The following is a 23044-nucleotide window of genomic DNA, read 5'->3' on the forward strand; positions in this document are numbered from 1 at the left end:
AAAGCAGCACGCGGCTCCGGCCGGGCAGCGGGGTATTGCCCAGGGCACCGAAGATCTCCTGCTCCACGCGCAGCTGGCTCTGCCCCTCCAGTCCCACGGTGAGGCGGTTGCCCTCGAAGGGAGTGAGGAGGAAGCGCGCCTCGGCGGTGAGCCAGTCGGCGCGGCCCGCGTCGGTGTCGCGCCGCAGGACCTCCTCGTTCTCGTCCGACTCCTCCGACTCCGAGTACATCCAGTAGCCACGGTAGCGGCTGGCATCGTAGGCGCCGCGCAGCGACAGGCTCAGCCGCTCGCTGAAGCGCTTCTCGAAGCGCGCCTCGAGGAAGCCGCGGATGTCCTCCACCTGCGTACCGCTGGCGCCCAGCACGGTGCCGAAGGGACCGGTGGGAATCTGCTTGCGGCGCCCGTGCAGCTGGCCATGCAGGGAGAGTCCCCCGAAGCGGGCCCGCAGCGAGGCGGTGGCGGCCCGCTCCCCGTCCAGCCCGGACACCACGGGGAAGGCCTCGCCCAGCCGGGTCGTCTCCGCGCCGTCCATGTTCAGCCCCGCCACGGACAGCAGCACCGAGGAGTCGCGGCCGTTGTCCCACGACGCGGTGCCGTGCAGTCGCAGGGTGCCCAGTGCCCCCACCGAGCCCGTGGCCTCCACCGTCCGGTCCACGCCCAGCGAGTCGCGCGGCACCACGTTGATGACGGCGAAGAAGGCGCCCGTACCGTACAGGGCGCTGCCAGGGCCTCGCACCACCTCGATGCGCTCCACCTCATCCAGGTCCACCGACAAGTCCCTCGCCGAGTAGCCCTGGCCGGCCCACACGTCGTTGATGGCGTGTCCATCCCAGAGGATGAGGACGCGGGTGTTGAGGTCTCCCGGGGGCGCGAAGCCGCGCACGCCCAGGTACGTGTACGTCCGGTCGTTGGAGATGAAGATGCCGCGCACGGCGGACAGGGCCTCGGCCAGCGTGGTGTAGCCGAAGGCGCGCAGCTCCTCCTGGGACAGGACGGTGATGGAGGCGGGCGCCTCGTCCACGGACAGCAGGTTCTTCGACGCGGCGCGCACCGGCGGTGGCTCGTAGCGCAGGTCGGCGTGGACGCGCGTCTCCTGCTCGGCCACCACCGTCACCGCCTGGCGCAGGGGGCGCACGTCCCGGCTCTCCACCTCCAGGGTGTGCTCGCCCTCGGGGAGGGTGATGACGCTGGGGGTGAAGCCCGCGGGGCGACCGTCCACGCGCACGGCGGCGTTGTCGCGGTTGGCGGTGATGATGAGGCGCCCGGTGGGCTTCTCCTGCGGACTCAGGGCCACCTGGAGGGGGATGCTGCCATCGGCCGGCACGTCCACCAGCAACTGGGCCGGGGTGTGGCCCGCGGCGCGCACGTGCAACACATGGCGGCCGGGCGTGAAGCGCAGCGTGCCGGGCACCCGCCCCAGTACCGGGCCGTCCTGGGCCTCGCGCACCTCCGCGCCCTCGGGCGTGCCGGAGAACACCACCGTGCCGGTGATGAGCTGGAGCGAGAACTGCTGCGAGGTGGAGCGGCCCCGCGCCACGTGGATGGTCTCCTCCGCGGGGCGGTAGCCCTCCTTGCGCACCATCACCTTGTGGCGCCCGGGCGTCAGCGCGAGCGTCTGGGGCGACAGGCCCCGGATGCCCAGGTCCGCCCGGTCCATGAACACCTCGGCCCCCGGCGGGTCCGTGGTGACGCGCACCAGGGCCACCTTGGGACGCAGCCGCTCCAGGGCGCGGCGCACCTCGGCCTCGTCGGCGTTGGGCAGGTTCTCCTGGGCGAGGTCGTTGTAGTAGCGGTAGGCCTCGTTGTAACGGGCGAGCGCCTCGTAGCAGCGGGCGATGTTGAAGAGGACGTTGCGGTTGGGCACCAGGCGGTAGCTGGTGAAGTAGGCGCGCAGGGCCTCGACGTACTGGCCACGGGCATAGGAGCCGTTGCCGAGCTCGAAGGCCACGTCCGCTTCATCCGCGGTGTTGTTGGCCTGGGCGGAGGAGGAGAGCAGCAGGGAAAGGACGAGGCAGCCGAGACGGAGCACGCACATTGCCCCCCATTCTTTCACGGGCGCTGGGAAGGTCCACCCACCGGCAGCACGAGTCGCACGGGGAGCGCGGCCGGGCGACCGGGCGGGCGGACTCGGGGTGCTCAGCCGGCGAGGGCCGCCGCCAGGGCCCGGGCCGCCGCCTCCAGCTCCACCTCGGGGCGGAGGTCCTCGGGGCGGGCCTCGAAGGCCCCTCGTCCCCAGAGGCGCTGGGGGGTGTCCCGGTAGCGCGGCACCAGGTGCAGGTGGAAGTGGCGCAGCACGTCGCCAATGGCGAAGGCGTAGGCGTGCTCGGCGCCCAGCACCTCGCGCTGGGCCCGCATCACCCGCGCGGCCAGGGGGCCCAGCTCGCGCGCCGCCTCGTCGTCGAGGTCATACAGCGCCCGCGCGTGCCGCACGCTGGAGAGCACCACCCAACCGGGCAGGGGGCTCGGAGCGGCCACGCCGTGGAGCACCAGTCCAGCCGAGCGGGCGAGCACTCCACCGACCGGGCGGGTGGCTCCGCTCACGAGGGCACAGCCGAGGCAGGGGGCGTTCACGTCCACGTCGCTCATGGCTCGCACGCTACCAGTTGACGCACCCGGGCCGCGTCGGAGAGTGTCGCTCCGTATCCTTCCAAGGTGGGCAAGATGAAGAAGCATTGGGCGGTCGTGTTGCCGTTGCTGATGATCGGGTGCACGGAGGCGAACGACCAGGACGGCGCCGACGGCGGGGTCCGCGAGCCGGACCCCGTGCCCGTGGTGACCCCGGCCCCCCCCAAGGGGACGGTCTCCGGGCAGGTGCTGACCACCCGGATGGAGCCCCTCTCCGGGGCCTCGGTGGCGATGACCATCGGGAGCGCGACGGCGGAGGCGCCCTTCACGGCGACGACGGATGGCGCCGGCAACTTCACCTTCAAGAACGTGCCGGGCGGCTCCCAGGTACTGGTGACCGTGAGCAAGGACGGCTTCGCCACGCTGCGCGCCAGCGCCACCGTGCCCTCCGCCGCGGGCAACGTCCCCCTCGACAACGCCAACGCGAACCTCGGCGCCATCACCCTCGCCGAGACGAAGAGCACCGTGCGCTTCACGCTCGTCACGCCCTCGGGCCAGCCCGCCGCGAACGCCCAGGCGTACCTCGAGGCCCTTCCCGCCGGCACCCTCGCCTTCAATGGGGGCGCGGCGACGGCCGTGAGCTCGGTGGTGGTGGCGGCCCGGGCGGATGGCCAGGGCGTCGTCTCCTTCACCAACGTGCCCGCTCCGGCGGAGCTGGCGCGCATCGGTGAGCTCGGGGCCGAGGCGGGTGGCTACCGGCTGTGGGTGGATCCGGTCGACCTCAACGGCGATGGGATGTTCGAGGCCGGTGGCTATACCCGGAAGTTCGAGGCCTCGACGCTGATGGTGTACGGCAGCTCGCAGCTCATCAAGCTGCCCCTGCCGCGCAACGACGCCGGCTCGGTGGACCCGCAGAACCCCAGCGCCCCCATGGGCTTCCAGGTGGTGGCCACCAACGTCCCCAGCCTCAACTACGTCAAGCTCGCGGACAACGACCCGGCCAAGGCCCAGACGGAGCTGTTGAAGCGGCCGGTGCGCAACATGGTCCGCGCCAGCACCCCCCTCTTCATCGGCTTCAGCCAGCCCGTGGCGAAGGACTCGCTGCTGGCCATCCTCACGGACGAGTTCGCCCAGAAGAAGCTCGAGCTCACCGTGACGCCGAACGCCACGGGGGATGCCTATACCCTCACGCCCGCGCCCGGGGACCTCAAGGAGGGCCAAGAGTACAACCTGCTGCTGCGCGCGACCTCCATGTATGACGGCAGCGTCAAGACGTGGAAGGGCTTCTTCATCAGTGGGGAGGCCCAGTCCCCCAAGCCGCTCCAGGTCACGAGCGTCACCTACCAGGACTCGACCAACAGTGGCACGCTGGGCTCGTTGGATCCGGGGGAGTGCGTCACCCTCCACCTCAGCCAGAGCGTGCTGACGAACACGACCGCCAAGAAGCTCCTCAGGGCCTACCTCACCCCGGGCGGGGTCTCCACGGGGACCTCCGTCACGCCCGCGGCGCCTCCCTCCGCCGACGTGTGCGTGGGGGAGAACGCGGCGACGTTGAAGTTCCCCATCAATTCCACCGACTTCAACGATGTCACGAGCCGCTTCGTCTTCGCGTATTCCGGTGGGACCAGTGTGGCGGTTGGCTCGACCAGTAAAATTCAGCTGAGGTTCGAAGGTTTCCAGACCGAGGAACTCCAGGCCTATTACGAGACGCCCTGGGGCGCGCCCATTGCCTCGACGACGGTCATCGAGGCACCGATCACCAGGCCGTGAGCCTCCCGCGGTGAGACCCGGGCGGGGAGTGCGCCGCCCGGTTTTCCCCAAGTCATCATCGCTGTGAGTGAAGTGTCCTGGGTGTGACAGGTTTTGAGGGTGGGGTCTCCCCCGGACCCTGGCCTCAACGAGCACATCCACGGGGCCATGCATAGCATCGAGCGGCGTTCCCACCTTGTGCGAGGGCCCCGCGCCATGACTGCATCGCTCACGCAAAGCCTCGAAATCAGGACGGCTGACCTGGCCGGTCCGGGCAGGCCTGACGCGTCGGTCGAGCGCAGGCGTGTGCTCGTGGTCGACGACTTCGACGATGCCCGGGAGATGTACGCCGAGTACCTCGAATTTGTTGGGTTCCAGGTAGATGTGGCCCGCAACGGGGTGGAAGCCGTGGAGAAGGCCCAGGGGGCCCTTCCGGACATCATCCTGATGGACCTGTCCCTGCCGGTGATGGACGGCTGGGAGGCCACACGCCGGCTCAAGCAGGACCTCCGCACCCGCGACATTCCCGTGATGGCGCTCAGCGGCCATGTCCTGGCCGGCAACGCCGAACAGGCGAGGCAGGCCGGCGCCGACGAGTTCGTCGCCAAGCCGTGCCTGCCCCAGGACCTGGAGGCACGCATCTACCGGATGCTCAAGCCCAGCAAGGCGAAGACCCAGCCCTAGTCGCACCCAGGCACGAACCGTGGGCCCTCAGCCTGCCTCCAAATCAAACGTTGACGGGTGGACACCGCCCGAAGCGTTCGACGAGTACCGCCTCGTGCGCCTCATCGGCCACGGGACCACGGGACGCGTGTACCTCGCGCAGGACACGCTGCTCGACCGGCCCGTGGCGGTGAAGTTCGTCCGCGCGCTGGGCTCCGGCGCGCTCACCCGCTTCCTCGTGGAGGCCCGCGCCGCCGCGCGCGTCCAGCACCCCAACGTCGTCACCCTCTACCGGGTGGGGCAGCTGGAGAACCACCCCTACCTCATCTCCGAGTTCGTCCGCGGCACCTCGTTGGAGCGGCTGCCACGGCCCCTGCCGTGGGAGCGCGTGCTGGCGCTGGGCAAGGACCTGGCGCGCGGGCTGGGGGCCGCCCACCGGCGCGGGGTGCTCCACCGCGACATCAAGCCGGGCAATGCCATCCTCACCGAGACGGGCGAGGTGAAGCTGCTGGACTTCGGGCTGGCCAAGCTGCTGGACCTGGACACGCCCCGGGAGGAGGGACTGCGGCCGGAGGCGCTGGAGGACACGCTGGAGGGCGTGGAGCTGCCCTCGCTGCCGGAGGGCATGCTGGTGGGCACGCCCTACTACATGTCCCCGGAGGCCTGGGCGGGCGAGGAGCACACGGCCCGCAGCGACGTGTACTCGCTGGGGATGGTGCTCTACGAGCTGTGCGCGGGCCAGGGCCCCTTCCGGGACGTGCGCGTGCGGGAGCTGTCGAAGGTGGTGGCCTCGGAAGACGCGCGGCCCCTGGCCGAGGCCGTCCCCAGGGTGGACCCGGCCTTCGCGGCCGTGGTGGACCGGTGCCTGTGCCGGGCGCCCGAGGAGCGCTTCGCCTCCGCCGTGCTGCTGCTGGACGCGCTGGAGCAACTCTCGCGCGACGAGGCCGTCGAGGCCGTGCCCGAGGGCAATCCCTACCGCGGCCTCCAGGCCTTCGAGGCCGAACACCGCGCCCTCTTCTTCGGACGGCGCCGGGAGCAGCGCGAGGTGCTGAATCGGCTGCGTGCCGAGCCCTTCCTGCTCGTCACGGGAGACTCCGGCGTGGGCAAGTCCTCGCTGTGCCTCGCCGGGGTGCTGCCCCGCGTCGTCGAGGGCGCGCTGGAGGACGGGCGGCGCTGGCGCGGCGTGCGGCTGATTCCGGGACGTCGTCCCGCCGCCGCGCTCGCCGCCGCGCTCGCCCCCGTGCTGGGCACGGACGAGGAGGGGCTCGCGGACTTCCTGCGCGCGGACCCCACCGCGCTCGCGCGCCGGGTGCGGGCCCACCTCGGCTCGGAAGCCGGGCTCGTCGTCTACGTGGATCAGCTCGAGGAGCTGGTGACGCTCGCGGGCGACGCGGAGGCCGCGCAGGCGGGGCTCGCGCTCGGAGGGCTGGCCGAGGGGGTGTCCGGCGTGCGCGTCCTCTCCACCTGCCGCAGCGACTTCCTCACCCGGCTGACAGCGGTACCGGGGCTGGGCGCGGCGGTGCCCGGGGCGCTCTACCTGTTGCGGGCGCTCGGGCCGGAGGAGATTCGCGAGGCGGTGGTGGGCCCGGCGCGCGCCACGGGCGTGCGCTTCGAGTCCGAGACGCTGGTGGACACGCTGGTGGCCTCCACCTCGACGACGGAGAGCGGGCTGCCGCTGCTCCAGTTCGCCCTCGCCGAGCTGTGGGAGGCGCGGGACGTGGTCGGGGGCGTCATCTCCCAGGCCGCGCTGGACGGGCTGGGCGGCGTGGTGGGCGCGCTGGCCAGGCACGCGGACGCGGCCATGGCGCGCATGCTGCCGGACCAGCGGACCGCGGCACGCGGGGTGCTGCTGCGCCTCATCACCCCGGAGGGCACCCGGGCGCGCAAGACGGACCGGGAGCTGGTGGGAGATGATCCGCGCCACCGCACGGTGTTGGAGGCGCTGGTGCGCGCGCGCCTGCTGGTGGCCCGCGAGGGCGAGGGCGGCACCTCCTATGAGGTGGCCCACGAGGCGCTCCTGTCGGGCTGGGGCACGCTGGCGCACTGGCTGACCGAGGCCTCGGAGCGCCGGGAGGTGCAGTCCCGGCTGGAGGCCGACTCCGCCCACTGGGAGCGCGTGGGCCACCTGCGCGACATGCTGTGGAGCCCGCGCCAGCTCGCCGAGGCCGCCGTGCTGGAGCCGGCCGAACTCACCCGCCGCGAGCTGGCCTTCCTCGAGGCCTCGCGCCGCACGGTGGTGCGCAGCCGCCGCATGCGCCGGGCGCTCGCCGTGGGCTTCGTCCTCTCGCTGGGGCTCGTCTACTCGGGCGTGCGGCTGCGCGAGGCGCGGGAGCGGGACGCGGCGGTGCGCGCGTGGCTCGCCGAGGCCTCCGTCTCCATGGGGGGCGTGGAGCGGGAGCGGGCCTCCTTCGCCGCCGCGCGCGAGGAGTCGCTCCGGCTCTTCGCCGTGGGCCGCAAGGACGAGGGCGAGACGGCCTGGGCCCGTGCCATGGCGGCGGAGACGGTGCTGCGTCGCCAGCTCGGCGAGGCGGGAGACCGGTTGGAGCATGCGCTGGTGTTGGACCCCACGCGCGAGGATGTCCGCGGCGCCCTGGCCGACTTCCTGCTGGAGAGCGCCCTGCACGTGGAGCGGGTGCCGGGGGCCAGCGAGCTGCCGACGCTGCTGCAACGCTTGAAGCTCTACGACACGACGGGGGAGCGCTGGCGGCGCTGGACGGCGCCCGCCCTCGTCACGCTGGAGGTGGGCGTACCGGGCGCGACGGTGGAGCTGCGGCCGGTGTCGCGGGACGTGGAGGGGCGCGAGACGGTGGGCGAGCCGCTGTCCCTGGGCGCGGGGCCCTGGGTGGATGTGCCGGTGCCACCGGGAGACTGGCGGTTGCTGGTGAAGGCCCCGGGCCACGAGCCCGCGTTCGCCCCGGTGCGCCTCGCGCGCGGCGAGCGCAGGCGCCTGTCCCTGCCGCTGATTCACGAGGGACGGCTCCCCGAGGGCTTCGTCTATGTGCCGCCCGGGCGCGTGCTCTTTGGCAGCGCGGCGGACGCGGGGGTGCGCGGCTTCTTCAACGCCGTGCCGCAGCACCCGCGGGAGACGGGGGCCTTCCTCATCGCGCGCCGGGAGACGACCTATACGGAGTGGCTGACCTTCCTGGAGTCGTTGCCCGCCGAGGAGCGCACCCGCCGCCTGCCGCGCACGAGCACGACCTACCACGGCCTGCTGCGGATGGAGCGGGTGGGGGGCACCTGGGTGCTGCGCTTCCAGCCCGGGGGCGTGCCCTACACCGTCCGGGCGGGCGAGAAGCTGCGCTACCTCAAGCGGGACCGGCGCGCCGAGCAGGACTGGCTGCGCTTCCCCGTCACGGGCATCTCGTTCGAGGACGCGGAGGCCTACATGGCCTGGCTGGACCGGACGGGCCGGGTGCCAGGGGCCCGGATGTGCACGGAGCTCGAGTGGGAGCGCGCCACGCGGGGTGAGGATGGGCGCGAGTTCCCCCACGGGGATTCGCTCGCCCTGGACGACGCCAACGTCGATCGCACCTACGGCAAGGAGCCCGGGGGCTTCGGCCCCGACGAGGTGGGCTCGCATCCCGCTTCCCGCAGCCCCTTTGGCGTGGATGACCTCGCGGGCAACGCCTTCGAGTGGACGCTCTCCTCGGTGGAGTCCGGCCGCGTGGTGGCGCGCGGGGGCAGCTACTACTTCGCCGTCGCGTCGGCCCGCTCGGCCAATCGCGAGCTGCCCGAGCGCACCTTCCGCGACATCAACGTGGGCATCCGTGTGTGCGCCGGGCTGCCCTCCAGTACGTTGCCCACGCGTGAGTGAGGGGGCGTGGCGCCCGCGTGGGTGCCCGTGGCTGGACGGTGCAAGTGCCTGAGTGCGAGATGTGTGGCTTGCCCGGGGGGTGACCGCTGCACACCGTCGCGCGTGTCGGGGCCGGGGTTGCTGGAGGGGTGGGGACATGCGAGCGAGCGGGCGGTGGTGTGGCGTCGTGGTGGCCATGGGCGTCGTGGCATGCGGTGGCGAGGTGCCGGTGGAGCGCCTCGGTGAACAGGAGGCGACGCTGGCGGTACCCAACGGGACGAACCTGAATGGGACGAACCTGAACGGCACGAACCTGAATGGGACGAACCTGAACGGAGACAAGCTGTCCCAGATGCTCGTGTCGGTGGATTACGCGGGAGCGAAGCACGCGCGCACGTTCGACACCGTGTGGCTGGAGGGCTCGGTGCTCCATGGCCGGTTCCGAGGGCGGCACGTGTCCGGGCTCGACTTCCGGTACACGCGCTTCACGGGCAAGCTGGGAAATGGCCAGCAGGTGGAGCTGCGCGTGGACGCCGTCTACCCGGGCTCGGGGACGGACCAGGACGTGTGGACGTACCGGGTGACCTACCGGGAGCCGACGAAGGGCCACTGGTACCCCATCTGCCGGGACGCGAATGGGCGAGGGGTGGACGCCATCGCCGTGGCGGGGCGCTGGGACTACCGGGAGGGACTGCCGGGCGTGGGCGGCGCGAAGTACGACGACGCCGGGAGCTTCACCTTCGCGTGCGAGGGCGCGGCCATCGCCAAGTGCATCCGCTACGGCTACAAGCCCTGGGCGAGCGTGGACGGCATGAGTCTGGCGCGGCACCACCAGGCGTGCACGCGCCTGCTCCGCGCGGACTACTGCGGGGATGGCACCTCGCACACCGTGAATGGCCAGTGGGTGAACATCGTCGACGCACTGGGCGTGCAGCGCGACACCGAGAACTGGGCCCTGGAAGCGGAGTGGGACACCCAGGGAGCGCGCTGCTTCACGGACCACGACCGCGCCTCCGCGCCTGTGTCGTGCCAGGAGACGCGCACCCAGACGCAGTGCGGCATGCCGGACGCCTTCTCCACCGGCACGTTGCTGCGCAGCGAGACGCCGTAGCACCTCGCCTCGCACGCCTGCCTGCTCGTATGGTCGCGCCATGCGAATCCAAGGCTGGCTGATGATGGCGGGCGTGGTGGGGGCGGTGGGCTGTGGTTCCGTCGAGACGCAGGAGCCCGCCGCTCCCGAGGAGGCACGCACCGGGGCCGCCGCCCTGGTGCAGCAGGGCACGGTGCAGCTCAACATCCTCTACGTGCACGGGGTGAAGGGCTGTCAGGATGATCGGCGGAACGCGACGAACTCGCTCAACGAGCTCCAGGCGGCCGTCGACACCGCGCTCCCCAGCTACATCGCCGAGTACCAGACCAGCCACCCGGGCGTGACGGTGGTGACGCGCAGCGCGCACGCCAACCTCTATACGGCGCCGGCCTCGCCCTACCACCCGTCGGACTCGACGGATCCGTTGAACATGGATGACTGGGAGGTGGGGGACCCGGGCTGCACCACCACCAAGCAGGGGCAGCCCTGTACCACCGCGTTCGAGTGGCGCTACCGGCTGGCGCAGGAGATCAACCGGCGTTTCCCCGCGGGCTCGAAGAACATCCTCCTGGTGGCGCACAGCTCCGGAGCGCGGGCGGCCTTCGAGGTCGCGGCGAACATGGGCGCGGACGGCGTGGGCACGTACAACTGGGGCGTGCAGGAGCGCATCGCCGGCGTGGTGTCGGTGCAGGGCATGGTCGATTCGCTGGGCACGAGCAAGTACAACGTGGTCGGCGCGGCCAGCTTCGTGGACACGTGCAAGAACGGCGACCCCATCGTCGGCTTCGGCGGCGGGTGCTCGATGGGCAACGGGTGGTGCGAGTACGCGGGGAACGTCTCGGGCTTCCCGGCGGCGGACTGGGTGGTGCGCAACAAGCGGGCGCTGATGCTCAACTCGTGGGCGAGTTGCTCGCCGTCGCTGTGGACGGGCTACAGCGATGGGCCCCTGCCGTGGGACGCGCAGGGCAGTGGCCTCGCGGTGGGCTCGGGGATGACGCCCGCGGCGGGCCAGACGTGGAGGCCCTCGCACGGGGTGAAGTACGGCTCGTTCTGTCACAGCGCCATCGTGGATCCGGGCATCAGCGGACATTCGCTGGCGGTGGCCACGGCGCGCGACCGCATGCTGGAGTGGCTCTTCCGGAGCTCACCTCGCGTGGCGGCGACGGGCTCGGTCTCCACCTCGACGTCGATCGCCTATGGGAGCTCGACGTCCACCTACAGCATCGGGAGCGCGTGCCCGGTGGGTGAGAAGGACGAGAACCTGGAGGTGGTGGGCGTGTGCAAGCACCCGGGGTACTTCGACGGGGACGACCATGCGATCGCCTCGACGGAGTTCACCCTGACGAACGGCACGGGGTGCATGGGCACCTTCAAGTGGACGCAGAAGCACGACAGCGGCAACAATCACGCGGCGACGTTCTGGTGGAAGACGCGCTCGCTGCCGGTGGACACGAGCCTGCTGGCCACGCTGCCCGCGAACTGAGCCCCAACCCCTCTGAATCCCGTGCCCATGACTCCAGGTGTCCTGCTCGCGCTCCTCGTGGGCTCCGTCTCCCAGGCCGAGGAGCCGCGTCCGGGGAGCGGTGCCCCGCTCACGTTCGAGTCCTCCGAGCTGCATGACCTCGCGGGCACCTGGGGCGAGCCGTTGCGCGCCCTCATGGTGCTGCCCGGGGTGAGCCACATCGTCTCCGGGGTGAGCCTGCCCGTGGTGCGCGGGGCCCCGCCGTCCTCCACGGGCTTCTACCTGGACGGCGTGCGCGTGCCCCAGCTCCAGCACCTGTGGGTCGGCCCCGCGACCCTCCACCCCGAGCTCGTCTCCGGGCTCGACTTCCACCGGGGCCCCGCGCCCGCGCGCTTCGGCCGTGAGCTGGGCGGCACCGTCGACGCCCGGCTCCTCGCGCCGAGCACCGACACCGTGCGCGCCGTGGCCACCCTCGACCTGCTCGACGTGGGTCTGCTCACCCAGATACCCGTCACCTCCACCGGCACGGAGTTCACCCTCGCCGGGCGCTTCGCCTACACGCCCTGGCTCGCGGCCTCGGTCCTCAACGGCCTGAGGAGCACGGGCCCGGAGCTGGTGCTCGGCCTCTTCGATTACCAGGCGCGTGTCACCCAGGCCCTGGGCCGGGGCTCGCTGCGCCTGTTCGCCTTCGGAAGCTCGGACGACGCGGGCCTGCGCGGCGAGGGCGACGTCGTCCGGTTGGGCACTTCCTTCCAACGTGTGGACCTCCGCCTCACGCACCCGCTCGGGCCAGGCGAGGCCGAGGCCGCCGTCACCTGGGGCCGGGACACGCTGGGCGCCAACGCCGGAGGCGACGCCTCGCGGCTCACGGTGGGGCTCTCCGAGCGCATCCTCGGGGTGCGGATGTCCTGGCGCGCGGCGCTCTCCCAGCGGCTGGCGGTGGAGGCGGGCGCGGACGTGGAGCGCCAGCTCGTGGACGTGGAGCAGTCCACCACCTTTCGTCCCGGCGAGCCCGGAGATCCCCAGCGTCCCACGGTCACCACCGACGTCCTCCAGTCCCTCGCGCGCGCCACGTTCGCGGCCGCGTATGCACAGGCCACGTGGACGGAGGACCGATGGCGGCTCACCCCGGGCCTGCGCGTGGAGGGCTACCTCCTGGAACCGGTGTCATTGAACCAGGTGGTCTTCGAGCCCCGGCTGCACGCGCGGGCGAGGCTCTCCGACACGGTGGGGCTGCGCCTGGGCGGAGGACTCCTGCACCAGCCGCCGGCCCATTATATGGATGCGCCGGGCATGGACGCGGCGGGGCTTCGGCTCGGCATGCAGACGGCCCTGCAATTCGAGGCGGGCGCGGACGTGCGCGGGCCGGCGGGCTTCACCTTCGGCGCGGACGTGTTCGTCCACCCGCTGCTGCGCACGGTGGACCTGGACGTGCTGGCCTTCGACGTGCTCGCGAATGACTCGAGGCAGCGCGGGGAGTCGCGCGCGGCGGAGGGCCACGGCTACGGTGTGGAACTCCTGGCGCGGCGGCCGCTCTCCGAGCGCTGGTCGCTCCTCGCCTCCTACACCTTCCAGCGGCGCACGCTGCGCACGCGGGTGGAGCGCCGGGACGAGGCTGGCCGGGTGCTCGGCACGGATGAGGTGCCCCTCGCCTCGGCCCTGGAGCAGACGCACGTCTTCAACACGTCCGCCGTGGTGAAGCTGCCGTGGGGCCTCACGGTGGGCACCACGCTGCACTACAACACCGGGGCGCCCGAGGCCGGGGGCCTGCTCTTCTCGTACACGCAGCGCCCGGGGGTGGAGCCGGAGCAGGGCACGTCGCGCTGGGTGCCGGAGGATCGGGACAGGGTGGCGCGCCTGCCGGGCTACTTCCGGGTGGATGGCCGGGTGTCCAAGACGGGCACGCTGGGGCCGCTGGCGCTGGAGGCATGGCTGGACGTCTTCAACCTCTCGCTGACGAAGGAGACGTTCCGCTACACCTACGGGCGCGAGCGGGGCGCGCTGGTGCGCAAGCCCTTCGGCCTGCCGCCCGTGACGCTGCCCTCCCTGGGGATCCGGGCGCGCTATTGAGGAGAGCGACGCCGCCCGCGTGAGAGGGCCACCACGGCCAGCGCGAGCAGTCCCGCGCTCCAGCCCGGCGCCGAGCCACAGCCACAGTGGGTGGGCTCGGGGACCTGGGGCACGGGGCCGGGCACGCCGCGCATCTCGGCGGTGCGCGCCACCCACAGGTGACTGGTGAGGGTGCGCGGCCGGCCCTCCCTCCACACCTCCACGCGGAAGCGGTCCTCGCCGTGCTCGGGCGCGGTGACTTCCCGCTCCACCACGAAGTCGTCCGACGTCACCTCCACGAGCGGCAGGCGCACGCCGTTGTGGACGAAGCGCACCTGGAGCCCCCGGGCGCCAGTAACGCGGGCGCTCAGCCGCGTGCCCTCGGCGAGCACGGTGTCGCCGGTGGGCGTCACGCTGCTCGTCAGCTCCACCAGGGGATCCTCCGGTCCCTGGAGCTTCACCACGGTGCGACCGTTGCGCAGGCCCTCCAGCAGCGCGGCGACGCTCAGCTCGCGCGCGTACACCAGGGTGGTGGGGCTGCCGATGGGGCTCTGCTTGAAGTCCAGCTCCACCCCGGCGCGGTGGTCGTCGCTGCCACCGAGCGCCGCGGCGTGGTGCCCCTGTGAGAGCAGCCAGTCCCAGTAGCCGATGGCGCCCTCGGAGAAGAACCTCCCCAGCTTCTCCCACTCGGGGTTGCCCACCTCCACGGCGTCCACGCCACCCGGCGGCACGGCGTGCTGCCACGCACAGCCGATGCACAAGTCGCCCAGGTCATAGGTGGGGTGGTTGATGGAGAAGAGGGCGCCCTGCTGGTGGAAGGTGTCCACCGCGTCCTCGAGGGAGAGACCCTCGCCCACGCGCGGGGACACGTAGCCGGTGGCGCCGATGGCGTTCGCGTGGCCCTGGTAGGTGGTGTACTCGATACCGGGCACCAGCAGCAGCTCGGGGTGGCGCGCCTGGGTGTCCACGAGGAAGTCGAGTGTGGAGGTGGTGTTGTGCTCGGTGAGCACGACGAAGTCGAGCCCTCGGCCACGCGCGAAGCGGGCGATCTCATCCAGCGATGGCCGGGCATCACCGCTCTCGCGCGAGTGGACATGGAAGTCGCCCGCGTACCAGCGGGCCTGGGAGGAGAGTGCGCTGGCGGGATGGTAGGGTTGGCGCTCGGGCTGGGGCGCGAGCGTGGCCTGGGTGCGCAGGTGCACCTCGATGCGGTAGCGCGCGGGCGTCTTGCCAATCTTCGCCTTGCCCACCGTCACCTTCCACGTGCCCGCGGGCAGGGGGCCAGCGAGGTACGAGCGCGAGGCGGCCCTCTCGCCCACGAGGGCGGGCTCCTCGTTGCCACCGCCGTAGCCGCGGAAGCCGGTGGGGTCCTCCAGCCCCCAGTCGAGGATGTTCTCGCTGGCGAGGTCGCTGTGGCGCACCTCCAGCTCCACCGTGCCCGGGGGCACCTCGAAGGGGACGTCGAAGAAGCTGCCCGCGGTGGGCACTTCTCCCTCCAGCACCAGCGGCCCGGCGAGGGCGGGAGTCCAGGCGAGAAGACAGACGAGCAACGTGCAGGAGGACGGGAAGAGGGTACGCACGGGGCGTGGAGCCTACCCGATCGACGGGGCGGGCAGTGGCTCGCCCGCCAGCTCGCCACACCACGGAGCGCTCCCACTCCAAGCAGGCGGACTCACATAAACGTTGGGCGCGCTCTACCCGGAGGGCTCTGGGATGCGCTCTCACCACATCATGCGCATTCCACCCCGAGTACCAGGAGGTGGAGCGGCGTGAACGTGAGCACGAGAAACCGGGGAGCGGGGAGAGGGCCCGCCCCACGCGGGGCAGGTGCGTGCGGGTTCCTCGTGGTGCTGGGGGTGGTGGCGCTCGCGGGTTGCCAGCGAGGCGACGCGGAGGTACCGGCGCCACGGGAGGAGGCCCCGGTGGTGCTGGGGCCGGAGGACGTGGTGCGGGTGGAGTCGCGCGAGCTCCAGGAAGGGCCCGTCCTCTCCGGAACGCTCCAGGCCCGGCGCGCCGCCACCATGCGGGCCGAGGTCCAGGGCGCCGTGCTGGAGATGAAGGTCGAGCAGGGGCAGAAGGTGAAGAAGGGCCAGCTCCTCGCGCGCATCCAGGACGTCTCGCAGCAGGACCAGCTCCTCGCCGCGCGCACCGCGGTGCGGGTGGCGCGCAACGCCGTGCGGGTGGCCCGCGCCGAGGAGCAGCGCAACCGCCAGCTGGCCAACGCGGGCGTCATCACCCGGCGAGACCTCGAGCGGGCGCAGCTCGCGCGGGCCCAGGCCGAGGCCCAGCTCTCGGAGGCCCAGGCGCGTCTGGCGCTCTCTCGCCAGCAGGTGGGACGCACCCGCCTCGTCGCCCCCTTCAACGGGGTGGTGAGCGAGCGCCACGCCAGCGCGGGTGACATCGTCCAGCCCGGCACGCCGCTCTACACCGTCATCGACCCCACCAGCATGCGGTTGGAGGCCTCCGTCCCCGCCGCGCAGCTCAGTGCGCTGAAGACGGGCTCCGGAGTGGACTTCACCGTTGGCGGCTATGGTGACCGCTCCTTCCAGGGGCGCATCGAGCGCATCAACCCCGCGGTGGATCCGGCCACGGGCCAGGTGCGCCTCTACGTCACCCTGCCCAACACCGAGCAGGCGCTGCTCACCGGGCTGTTCGCCGAGGGGCGGGTGGCGGCGCTCCGGCGCGAGGTGCCCGCGATCCCCGTGTCCGCGGTGGACACACGCGCCGAGCCGGCCACGGTGCTGCGCGTGAAGGACGGGAAGCTGGAGCGCGTGCCGGTGACGTTGGGCATGACGGACGAGGTGCAGCGCCTGGTGGAACTGCGCTCCGGCGCTCAAGCGGGAGACGTCCTGGTGCGCGGCTCGGCGCAGGACCTGACGGAGGGCACGCGCGTGGAGGTGCGGCCCGAGCGACCCGGGGAGTCCGAGCCGGGCGTGGGTGGCGCGGGGGCTCCACCGGAGGAGCCCCAGCAACCCCAGCAGCCCCAGCCCCGTTGAGCCGCGCGCCCACCTTCCCGCCGTAGGAGAGCCTTCGTGTTCATCTCCGATTTCGCCATCAAGAAGCCCATCGTCACCATCACCGCCATGGTGGCGCTGGTGGTGTTCGGCCTCGTGGCGCTGGTGGCGCTGCGCACGGACGAGTTCCCGGACGTGCAGCAGCCCATCATCAACGTCACCATCGTCTACCCGGGCGCCTCACCGGACGTGGTCGAGCGCGAGCTGGTGGAGCCCATCGAGGACGCCCTCTTCAGCATCAGTGGAGTGGATGCCGCGCAGTCCACCTCCAGCGCCACCGATGGCCTCGCGCAGTTCACCATCTTCTTCGACTTCGAGAAGGACCTGCAGCAGGCCTCCCAGGACGTGCGCGATGCCATCTCCAGCAAGCGCAACGACCTGCCCCTGGAGATGGAGGAGCCCGTCCTCACGCGCTTCGACCCGGCGGACATGCCCATCGTCTCACTGGCCATCACCTCGGACACGCTGCCAGCCACGGCGCTCACCCGGCTGGTGGACCCGGGCATCGTGGGCGAGCTGCGCTCCATTCCAGGCGTGGCCCAGGCCTCGGTGGTGGGCGGCATCGAGCGGGAGATGACGGTGCTCGTGCAACCGGCGGCACTGCGGGCCGCGGGGCTGAGCATCGCGCAGGTGGTGCAGGCGCTCCAGGCGCAGAACCTCGCCGCGCCCGTGGGCCGGCTGGACTCTCCGATGGAGGAGACCACCATCCGCCTCAAGGGCCGGCTGGAGAAGCCCGAGGACTTCTCGCGCGTGGTGGTGGCCGAGCGCAACGGCCAGCCCATCCGGCTCGGCCAGGTGGCGAAGGTGGTGGATGGCACCGAGGACCCCCGCACCCTGGCCCTCTACGGCGAGCGCGAGGCGGTGGGCATCGACATCCTCAAGGCCAAGGGCTACAGCACCACCGAGGTGTCCGATGCCGTCCGTGAGCGCATCGCCGCCCTCCAGGGCAAGCTGCCCCCGGGCGTGAAGATGGAGCTGGTGCGCGACGCGGGCGTCCGGGTGGAAGCGGCGGTGGAGAACGTGCAGTCCGCGCTGCTGGAGGGCGCGCTCCTCACGGTGCTGGTGGTGTTCCTCTTCCTCAACTCGTGGCGCTCGACGGTGATTACCGGCCTGGCGCTGCCGGTGAGCGTGCTGGCCGCCTTCGTCAGCGTTTGGGTGTTCGGCTTCACGCTCAACACCATGTCGCTGCTGGGCCTCACGCTGGCCATCGGCATCCTCATCGACGACGCCATCGTGGTGCGCGAGAACATCGTGCGCCACATCGAGATGGGGAAGGACCACTACACGGCCTCGCGCGAGGGCACGAGCGAGATTGGCCTCGCGGTGGCGGCGACGACGTTCTCCATCGTGGCGGTGTTCGTCCCGGTGGCCTTCATGTACGGGGTGGCCGGGCAGTGGTTCAAGCCGTTCGCCCTCACCATCGCCTGCTCGGTGCTGGTGTCGCTCTTCGTGAGCTTCTCGTTGGACCCGATGCTGTCGGCGTACTGGCCGGACCCGGCGGTGGAGAAGGGGGCGCGCAAGGGGCCCATCTCCCGGGTGCTGTCGCGCTTCAACCACTGGTTCGACCGGCAGGCGGACCGGTACAAGGGCGTCATCGCCTGGGCGCTGGACCACCGGCTGGCCATGGTGCTGCTGGCGGTGGGCTCGCTGGTGGGGGCGGTGGTGCTCCAGGCCACGGTGGGTGGGGCGGGCTTCGTCCCGGAGAGCGACCGCGCCGAGCTGGAAATGCTGGTGGAGACGCCCGCGGGCTCCAGCCTGGAGTACACGCGGCGCAAGGTGGAGGAGGTGAGCCGCATCGCGCGGAGCCACCCGGAGGTGGCCTATACCTTCACCACCATCGGCACCCCGCTGCCGCTGCGCGCGCCGGGCGTGGACCAGGCCCAGGTGTACGTGCGGCTCAAGCCGAAGGCCGAGCGCGAGGTGAGCCAGGGAGCGCTCGGCGCCACCCTGAGACAGGAGCTGTCGCGCGTGGGGGGCGCGGAGGTGTCCGTCTTCACCAGTGGCTTCGGTGGGGCCTTCAAGTCGATTCAATTGGAGCTGCGCGGCCCGGACGCGCGGGAGCTGACGCGGCTGGCCGAGCAGGTGCGCCGCGAGGTGCGGAAAGTGCCGGGCGCGGTGGACGTGGGCCTGTCCACGCGCGGGCAGAAGCCGGAGCTGGAGGTGGAGGTGGACCGCGGGGTGGCGGGCCGGCTCAACGTGACCGTGGCCCAGGTGGCGCAGTCGCTGCGCGCGGCCTTCGCGGGAGTGGACTCGGGAGACTGGGTGGACCCCTCCGGCGAGACGCGCGACGTGACGGTGCGGCTGGCCCCCGAGTCCCGCATGCGCCCGAGCGACCTGGAGCAGCTCCCGCTGCTGGTGGGTGGGGGGCCGGGCGGCACGGCGGCGCTGGTGCCCCTGGGCCAGGTGGCGCGCATCCGCGAGACGGTGGGGCCCGCGCAGATCAACCACCTCAACCGCGAGAAGGTCATCAACATCCAGGCCAACGTGCAGGGACGCTCGCTGTCGGAGGTGATGACGGACATCCGCGCGCAGGTGGACAAGGTGCGGCTTCCGCCGGGCTACGAGCTGGGTGAGGGCGGCGAGGCACGCGACCAGGCCGAGGTGTTCGGCCGTGTCTTCCTCGCGCTCGCGGTGGCGGTGCTGCTCATGTACCTCATCCTGGTCATGCAGTTCGGCTCGTTCCTGGATCCGCTGGCCATCCTCCTGTCGCTGCCGCTGTCGCTCATCGGCGTGGTGGGGGCGCTGCTCATCGCGGGGGACACGCTCAACATCATGAGCCTCATCGGCGTCATCCTGTTGATGGGGATCGTCGCCAAGAACGCCATCCTGCTCATCGACTTCGCCAAGTGGGCGCACGAACGGGGCAAGCCGATGCGCGAGGCGCTCATCGAGGCGGGGCGCATCCGCCTGCGGCCCATCATGATGACGACCTTCGCCCTCATCGCCGGCATGATTCCGGTGGCGTTGGGAGCGGGGGAGGGCGGGGACTTCCGGGCGCCGCTGGGACGCGCCGTCATCGGCGGCGTCATCACCTCCACGCTGCTGACACTGCTGGTGATTCCGACGGTGTACGAGATCCTCCACGACTTTCGCACGTGGGCGCTGGGCAAGCTCCGGGGCGGCTCGGAGCGGCGCAAGCGCGAGCCGGCACACGGGTCCTCCTGATGGAAAAGAAGGTCCATGCGCGGTTGTACGGGCTCCTGCGGAGGCTCTCCCTGATCCAGGGAGGGCTCGTCGTGCTCGTGGGTGTCGTGGTCTTCATCGCATGGCTGCTCGACATCACCACCCTCCAGAGCCTGAGGCCGGGCCTTCCCACCATGAAGGTCAACACGGCCCTGTGCTTCGTGCTCTCCGGGGCCACGCTGGTGCTGACGGGCCTTCCCCAGCGCACGCCCTACGTGCGGTGGGCCGCGCGGGCGGGCGCGGGGCTCGTCATCCTCCTCGCCGGCCTGACGCTCGCCCAGTACCTCTTCGACGTGGACCTCGGAGTTGATCAGCTCCTCATCCAGGACGCCTCCCCGAGCGCGGGCCTCGGCCATCCGGGGCGCATGGGCCCCAACTCGGCCCTCTGCTTCGTCCTGCTCGGACTGGCGCTCCTGTGCATCGATGTGCGGACGTTGCTGGTGGGCTGGCCCTCGCAAATCCTGGCGGTGCTCGCGGGCCTCATCGCGATGGTGGGCTTCGTGGGCTACCTCTACGGACAAGAGGAGTTCCCCGGCATCAGCCGCTACGCGCAGATGGCGGTCCACACCACGGTGTGCTTCCTGCTGCTGGCGTTCGGGGTCTTCAATGCCCGCCCGAACGACGGCTTCATGCGCGTCGTCACCCACTCGGGCCTGGGCGGCGTGCTCTCGCGCTGGCTGCTGCTGCCGGCGCTCACCCTGCCCATCATCCTGGGCGGGTTGGTGCTGGCGGGCTACCGGGCCGAGGCCTTCGCGCTGCCCTTCGCCCTGGCGCTCATCGCCACGGGCAACGTCGTCGCCTTCACCGCGCTGGTATGGGGGGCCGCGTTCGCGCTGGACCGAGAGGAGGCCCGGCGCCTGCGGGACGAGGAGGAGCGGATCCGGCTGGTGGCCCGGGAGCAGGCCGCGCGCGCCGAGGCCGCCGCCCAGCAGCGCGAGCGCTCCCGCGCCGAGTGCGCCGAGCAGGAGGCCAGCGCGCTCGCCTCGGCCCAGCGCTTCCTCTCCGAGGCGGGTGTCTCCATGTCGGCCTCGCTGGACGAGGCGGAGACACTCGCCACCCTCACCCAGCTCGCGGTGCCGCGGCTCGGGGACTGGTGCGTGGTGGACCTGCTGGAGCCGGGCGGCACCACGCGGCAGGTGGCGGGCGCCCACGTGGACGAGGCGCGGACCCGGCTGCTCCCGACGCTCTCGGACCGGCACCCGACGGACCCGGAGGCACCCGACACCCTGGCGCGGGTGCTGAGCACGGGACGGCGCGTGCTGCTCTCGGAGGTGGAGGGCCCGCGGCGGCTCGCGCGGGTGCTGGGCGTGAGGGAGGTGGAGCCGCTGCACGTGCTGGGGGCGCGCTCGGCCATGCTCGTCCCGCTCCTGGCGCACGGGGAGTCCTTCGGCGTGCTCACCTTCGTCTCCTCCCGGCCCGAGCGGCGCTTCAGCGAGGCGGACCTCTCGCTGGCGGAGGAGTTCGGTCGCCGGGCGGCGGTGGCGGTGGAGAACGCCCGGCTCTTCCACGAGGCCCAGCAGGCGGTGCGCACCCGCGAGGAGGTGCTGGCCATCGTGAGCCATGACCTGAAGAACCCGCTGGGCAGCATCTCGCTGAGCGCGCAATTGCTGCGGCGGCTCCTCCCCGAGGGCGAGCAGGGCGAGCGGATGCGCAACCACACCCGCACCATCGAGCGCTCGGTGGAGCGGATGGACCGGCTCATCCGGGACCTGCTGGACATGGCCAGCATCCACGCCGGCCAGCTCAAGCTGGAGCTGGGGCGCAGCGCGGCGGATGACCTGGTGCGCGAGGGCCTGGTGCTGCTCGAGCCGCTGGCCATCCAGAAGCGGATCGAGCTGCGCACGAGGCTGTGTCGGGAGCGGGTATGGGTGCGTTGCGACCGGGACCGCGTCTTCCAGGTGCTGTCCAACCTGGTGGGCAACGCCCTCAAGTTCACCCCCGAGGGGGGCATGGTGACGGTGGAGGTGGCGCCCGAGGGGGACTTCGTGCGCTTCTTCGTGCGCGACACGGGCCCGGGCATGCCCGCCGAGGTATTGCCCCACCTCTTCGAGCCCTTCTGGCAGGCCCAGCGGACGGCGCGGCAGGGCACGGGGCTGGGCCTCTTCATCAGCCGGGGGATTGTCGAGGCCCACGGGGGCTGGCTGGAGGTGCGGAGCGAGGAGGGGCAGGGGAGCACCTTCTCCTTCACCCTTCCGCGTGCCTCCCTCTCGGTCGAGCGGGAGAGGACCCCCGAGTCCCCCGTACACTGAGCGGGCGGGCAAGCATCCTTTTTCGAACAGGTCGAAAGGGTATGCCAGACTGCCACCCCGAAGCCATTTCAGGGGTATTGCCCATGACGGACACGCGTTGGACGAATGAGTTCATGGATTCCATGCGCGAGGTGTGCGACCCGCCGGCGGACGAGGCGGTGCGGAGCCTCTTCTCGCAGGGAATGGTGGGCTCGGCCAACGAGCTGATGAAGCAACTGGTGGCCAAGGAGTCGGTGTCGTCGGAGCAGCTCCCCGTGCCATTGCGCGGCTACTTCGAGCAGAGCGCGAGGCTGCCCTCGTGGGCGGACAAGGAACTCATCCGCGAGGGGCAGGCGGTGTTCAGCCGCTGTGGCTCGCTGTCGGTGGTGGCGCTGGTGTGCGCGGCGCTGCCCACGTGCTACGCGGGAGCCCAGGGCGTGCAGGTGCTCCACCTCACCGCGCGCCTCCAGACGGATACGAAGCGCCGCATCGTGGAGACGGCGCAGATGGTGGTGGACGTCATGTCTCCGGGAGGCCTGGAGCCGGACGGGTGGGGCATCAAGGACGCGCAGAAGGTGCGCCTGATGCACGCCGCCGTGCGCCACCTCATCCGCCAGAGCGGCCAGTGGAAGCCCGAGTGGGGCCAGCCCATCAACCAGGAGGACATGGCGGGCACGCTGGTGACGTTCTCGGTGGTGACGATCCGGGCGCTGGCGAAGATGGGCTACACGCTCTCGGCGCGCGAGGCGCAGGCCTACTACCACGCGTGGCGGGTGGTGGGTTACATCATGGGCGTGGACGAGCGCCTGCTGCCGGTGGAGCTCGATGACGGCGAGCGCCTGGCGGACACCATCTTCCAGCGCGTGTTCCGCGCCAGCCCCGAGGGCCAGGCGATGACGGGCGCGCTCATCGAGCTGCTGGAGCACATCATCCCCGGCAACCTCTTCGACGGGCTGAGCCGCACGCTCATCCGCCACCTGGTGGGGGAGTCCACGGCGGACCTGCTCGCGGTGCCGCCCTCGGACTGGACGCGCGCGCTGGTGAAGCCGCTGCAACTGCTGGGCTGGGTGATGGACGAGGGAGACGAGCAGAACGTGGTGAACGCGAAGCTCAGCGAGCTGTTCGGCCGCAAGCTGCTGGAGGGCATCGTCTGGGTGAGCCGCGGGGATGATCGCCCGCCCTTCCGCATTCCCGAGGAGCTGCGCGACTCCTGGAACGTGCGCGGCCGCGAGCAGCAGCTCTAGTCAG

At 71.7% G+C, this 23044-nt stretch carries 13 protein-coding genes; 10 read left to right on the plus strand and 3 right to left on the minus strand.

The genetic code is table 11. The annotated features are described in order from the left end of the window. Positions 1-2035 (minus strand): PEGA domain-containing protein (locus VF794_RS33220; protein WP_331117135.1); only part of this gene is annotated, 2035 nt, incomplete at its 3' end. Between the two features lie 101 nt (positions 2036-2136). Further along, positions 2137-2586, minus strand: a complete 450-nt coding sequence (locus VF794_RS33225) for an HIT family protein (protein ID WP_331117136.1) — start codon at positions 2584-2586, stop codon at positions 2137-2139. Between the two features lie 75 nt (positions 2587-2661). Here VF794_RS33225 and VF794_RS33230 point away from each other — a divergent pair, with 75 nt between their 5' ends. The 6 genes from VF794_RS33230 (at position 2662) to VF794_RS33255 (ending at position 13392) form a co-directional block, all read left to right on the plus strand. After that, a complete protein-coding gene (locus tag VF794_RS33230) occupies positions 2662-4335 on the plus strand; it encodes a carboxypeptidase-like regulatory domain-containing protein (protein ID WP_331117137.1) in 1674 nt (557 codons plus the stop codon). 195 nt (positions 4336-4530) lie between these two features. Continuing rightward, positions 4531-4998, plus strand: a complete 468-nt coding sequence (locus tag VF794_RS33235) for a response regulator (protein WP_414640996.1) — start codon at positions 4531-4533, stop codon at positions 4996-4998. Between the two features lie 19 nt (positions 4999-5017). After that, entirely contained in the window at positions 5018-8791 is a 3774-nt protein-coding gene (locus VF794_RS33240) for a bifunctional serine/threonine-protein kinase/formylglycine-generating enzyme family protein (protein ID WP_331117138.1), read from the plus strand. Positions 8792-8927: 136 nt separating this feature from the next. Continuing rightward, positions 8928-9881 carry an ADYC domain-containing protein gene (locus tag VF794_RS33245; protein WP_331117139.1) on the plus strand — a complete coding sequence of 318 codons (954 nt, stop codon included), beginning with the start codon at positions 8928-8930 and terminating at the stop codon, positions 9879-9881. A gap of 40 nt (positions 9882-9921) precedes the next feature. Next, positions 9922-11343 carry a hypothetical protein gene (locus VF794_RS33250; RefSeq protein ID WP_331117140.1) on the plus strand — a complete coding sequence of 474 codons (1422 nt, stop codon included), beginning with the start codon at positions 9922-9924 and terminating at the stop codon, positions 11341-11343. A gap of 27 nt (positions 11344-11370) precedes the next feature. Then, positions 11371-13392, plus strand: coding sequence for a TonB-dependent receptor domain-containing protein (locus VF794_RS33255; RefSeq protein WP_331117141.1), 2022 nt, complete (start codon positions 11371-11373; stop codon positions 13390-13392). Here the strand turns inward: VF794_RS33255 and VF794_RS33260 are convergent. Further along, entirely contained in the window at positions 13386-14951 is a 1566-nt protein-coding gene (locus tag VF794_RS33260; RefSeq protein WP_331117142.1) for a CehA/McbA family metallohydrolase, read from the minus strand. The genes VF794_RS33255 and VF794_RS33260 overlap by 7 nt on opposite strands. A 195-nt stretch (positions 14952-15146) precedes the next feature. Here VF794_RS33260 and VF794_RS33265 point away from each other — a divergent pair, with 195 nt between their 5' ends. The 4 genes from VF794_RS33265 (at position 15147) to VF794_RS33280 (ending at position 23040) form a co-directional block, all read left to right on the plus strand. Further along, complete coding sequence (locus VF794_RS33265) at positions 15147-16367, plus strand: efflux RND transporter periplasmic adaptor subunit (protein ID WP_331117143.1); 1221 nt, start codon at positions 15147-15149, stop codon at positions 16365-16367. A 36-nt stretch (positions 16368-16403) separates the two neighbouring features. After that, the gene (locus VF794_RS33270; protein WP_331117144.1) at positions 16404-19550 is read left to right on the plus strand and encodes an efflux RND transporter permease subunit; all 3147 of its coding nucleotides are present in this window, start codon (positions 16404-16406) and stop codon (positions 19548-19550) included. Beyond that, a complete protein-coding gene (locus tag VF794_RS33275) occupies positions 19550-21817 on the plus strand; it encodes a HAMP domain-containing sensor histidine kinase (protein ID WP_331117145.1) in 2268 nt (755 codons plus the stop codon). Before VF794_RS33270 ends, VF794_RS33275 begins: the two co-directional genes overlap by 1 nt. 83 nt (positions 21818-21900) lie before the next feature. Then, the gene (locus VF794_RS33280; protein WP_331117146.1) at positions 21901-23040 is read left to right on the plus strand and encodes an oxygenase MpaB family protein; all 1140 of its coding nucleotides are present in this window, start codon (positions 21901-21903) and stop codon (positions 23038-23040) included. The last annotated feature ends 4 nt before the right edge of the window (positions 23041-23044 follow it).

Origin of the sequence: Archangium sp., assembly GCF_036389735.1 — a bacterium.
In the GTDB taxonomy this organism is placed as follows: Bacteria; Myxococcota; Myxococcia; order Myxococcales; family Myxococcaceae; genus Archangium.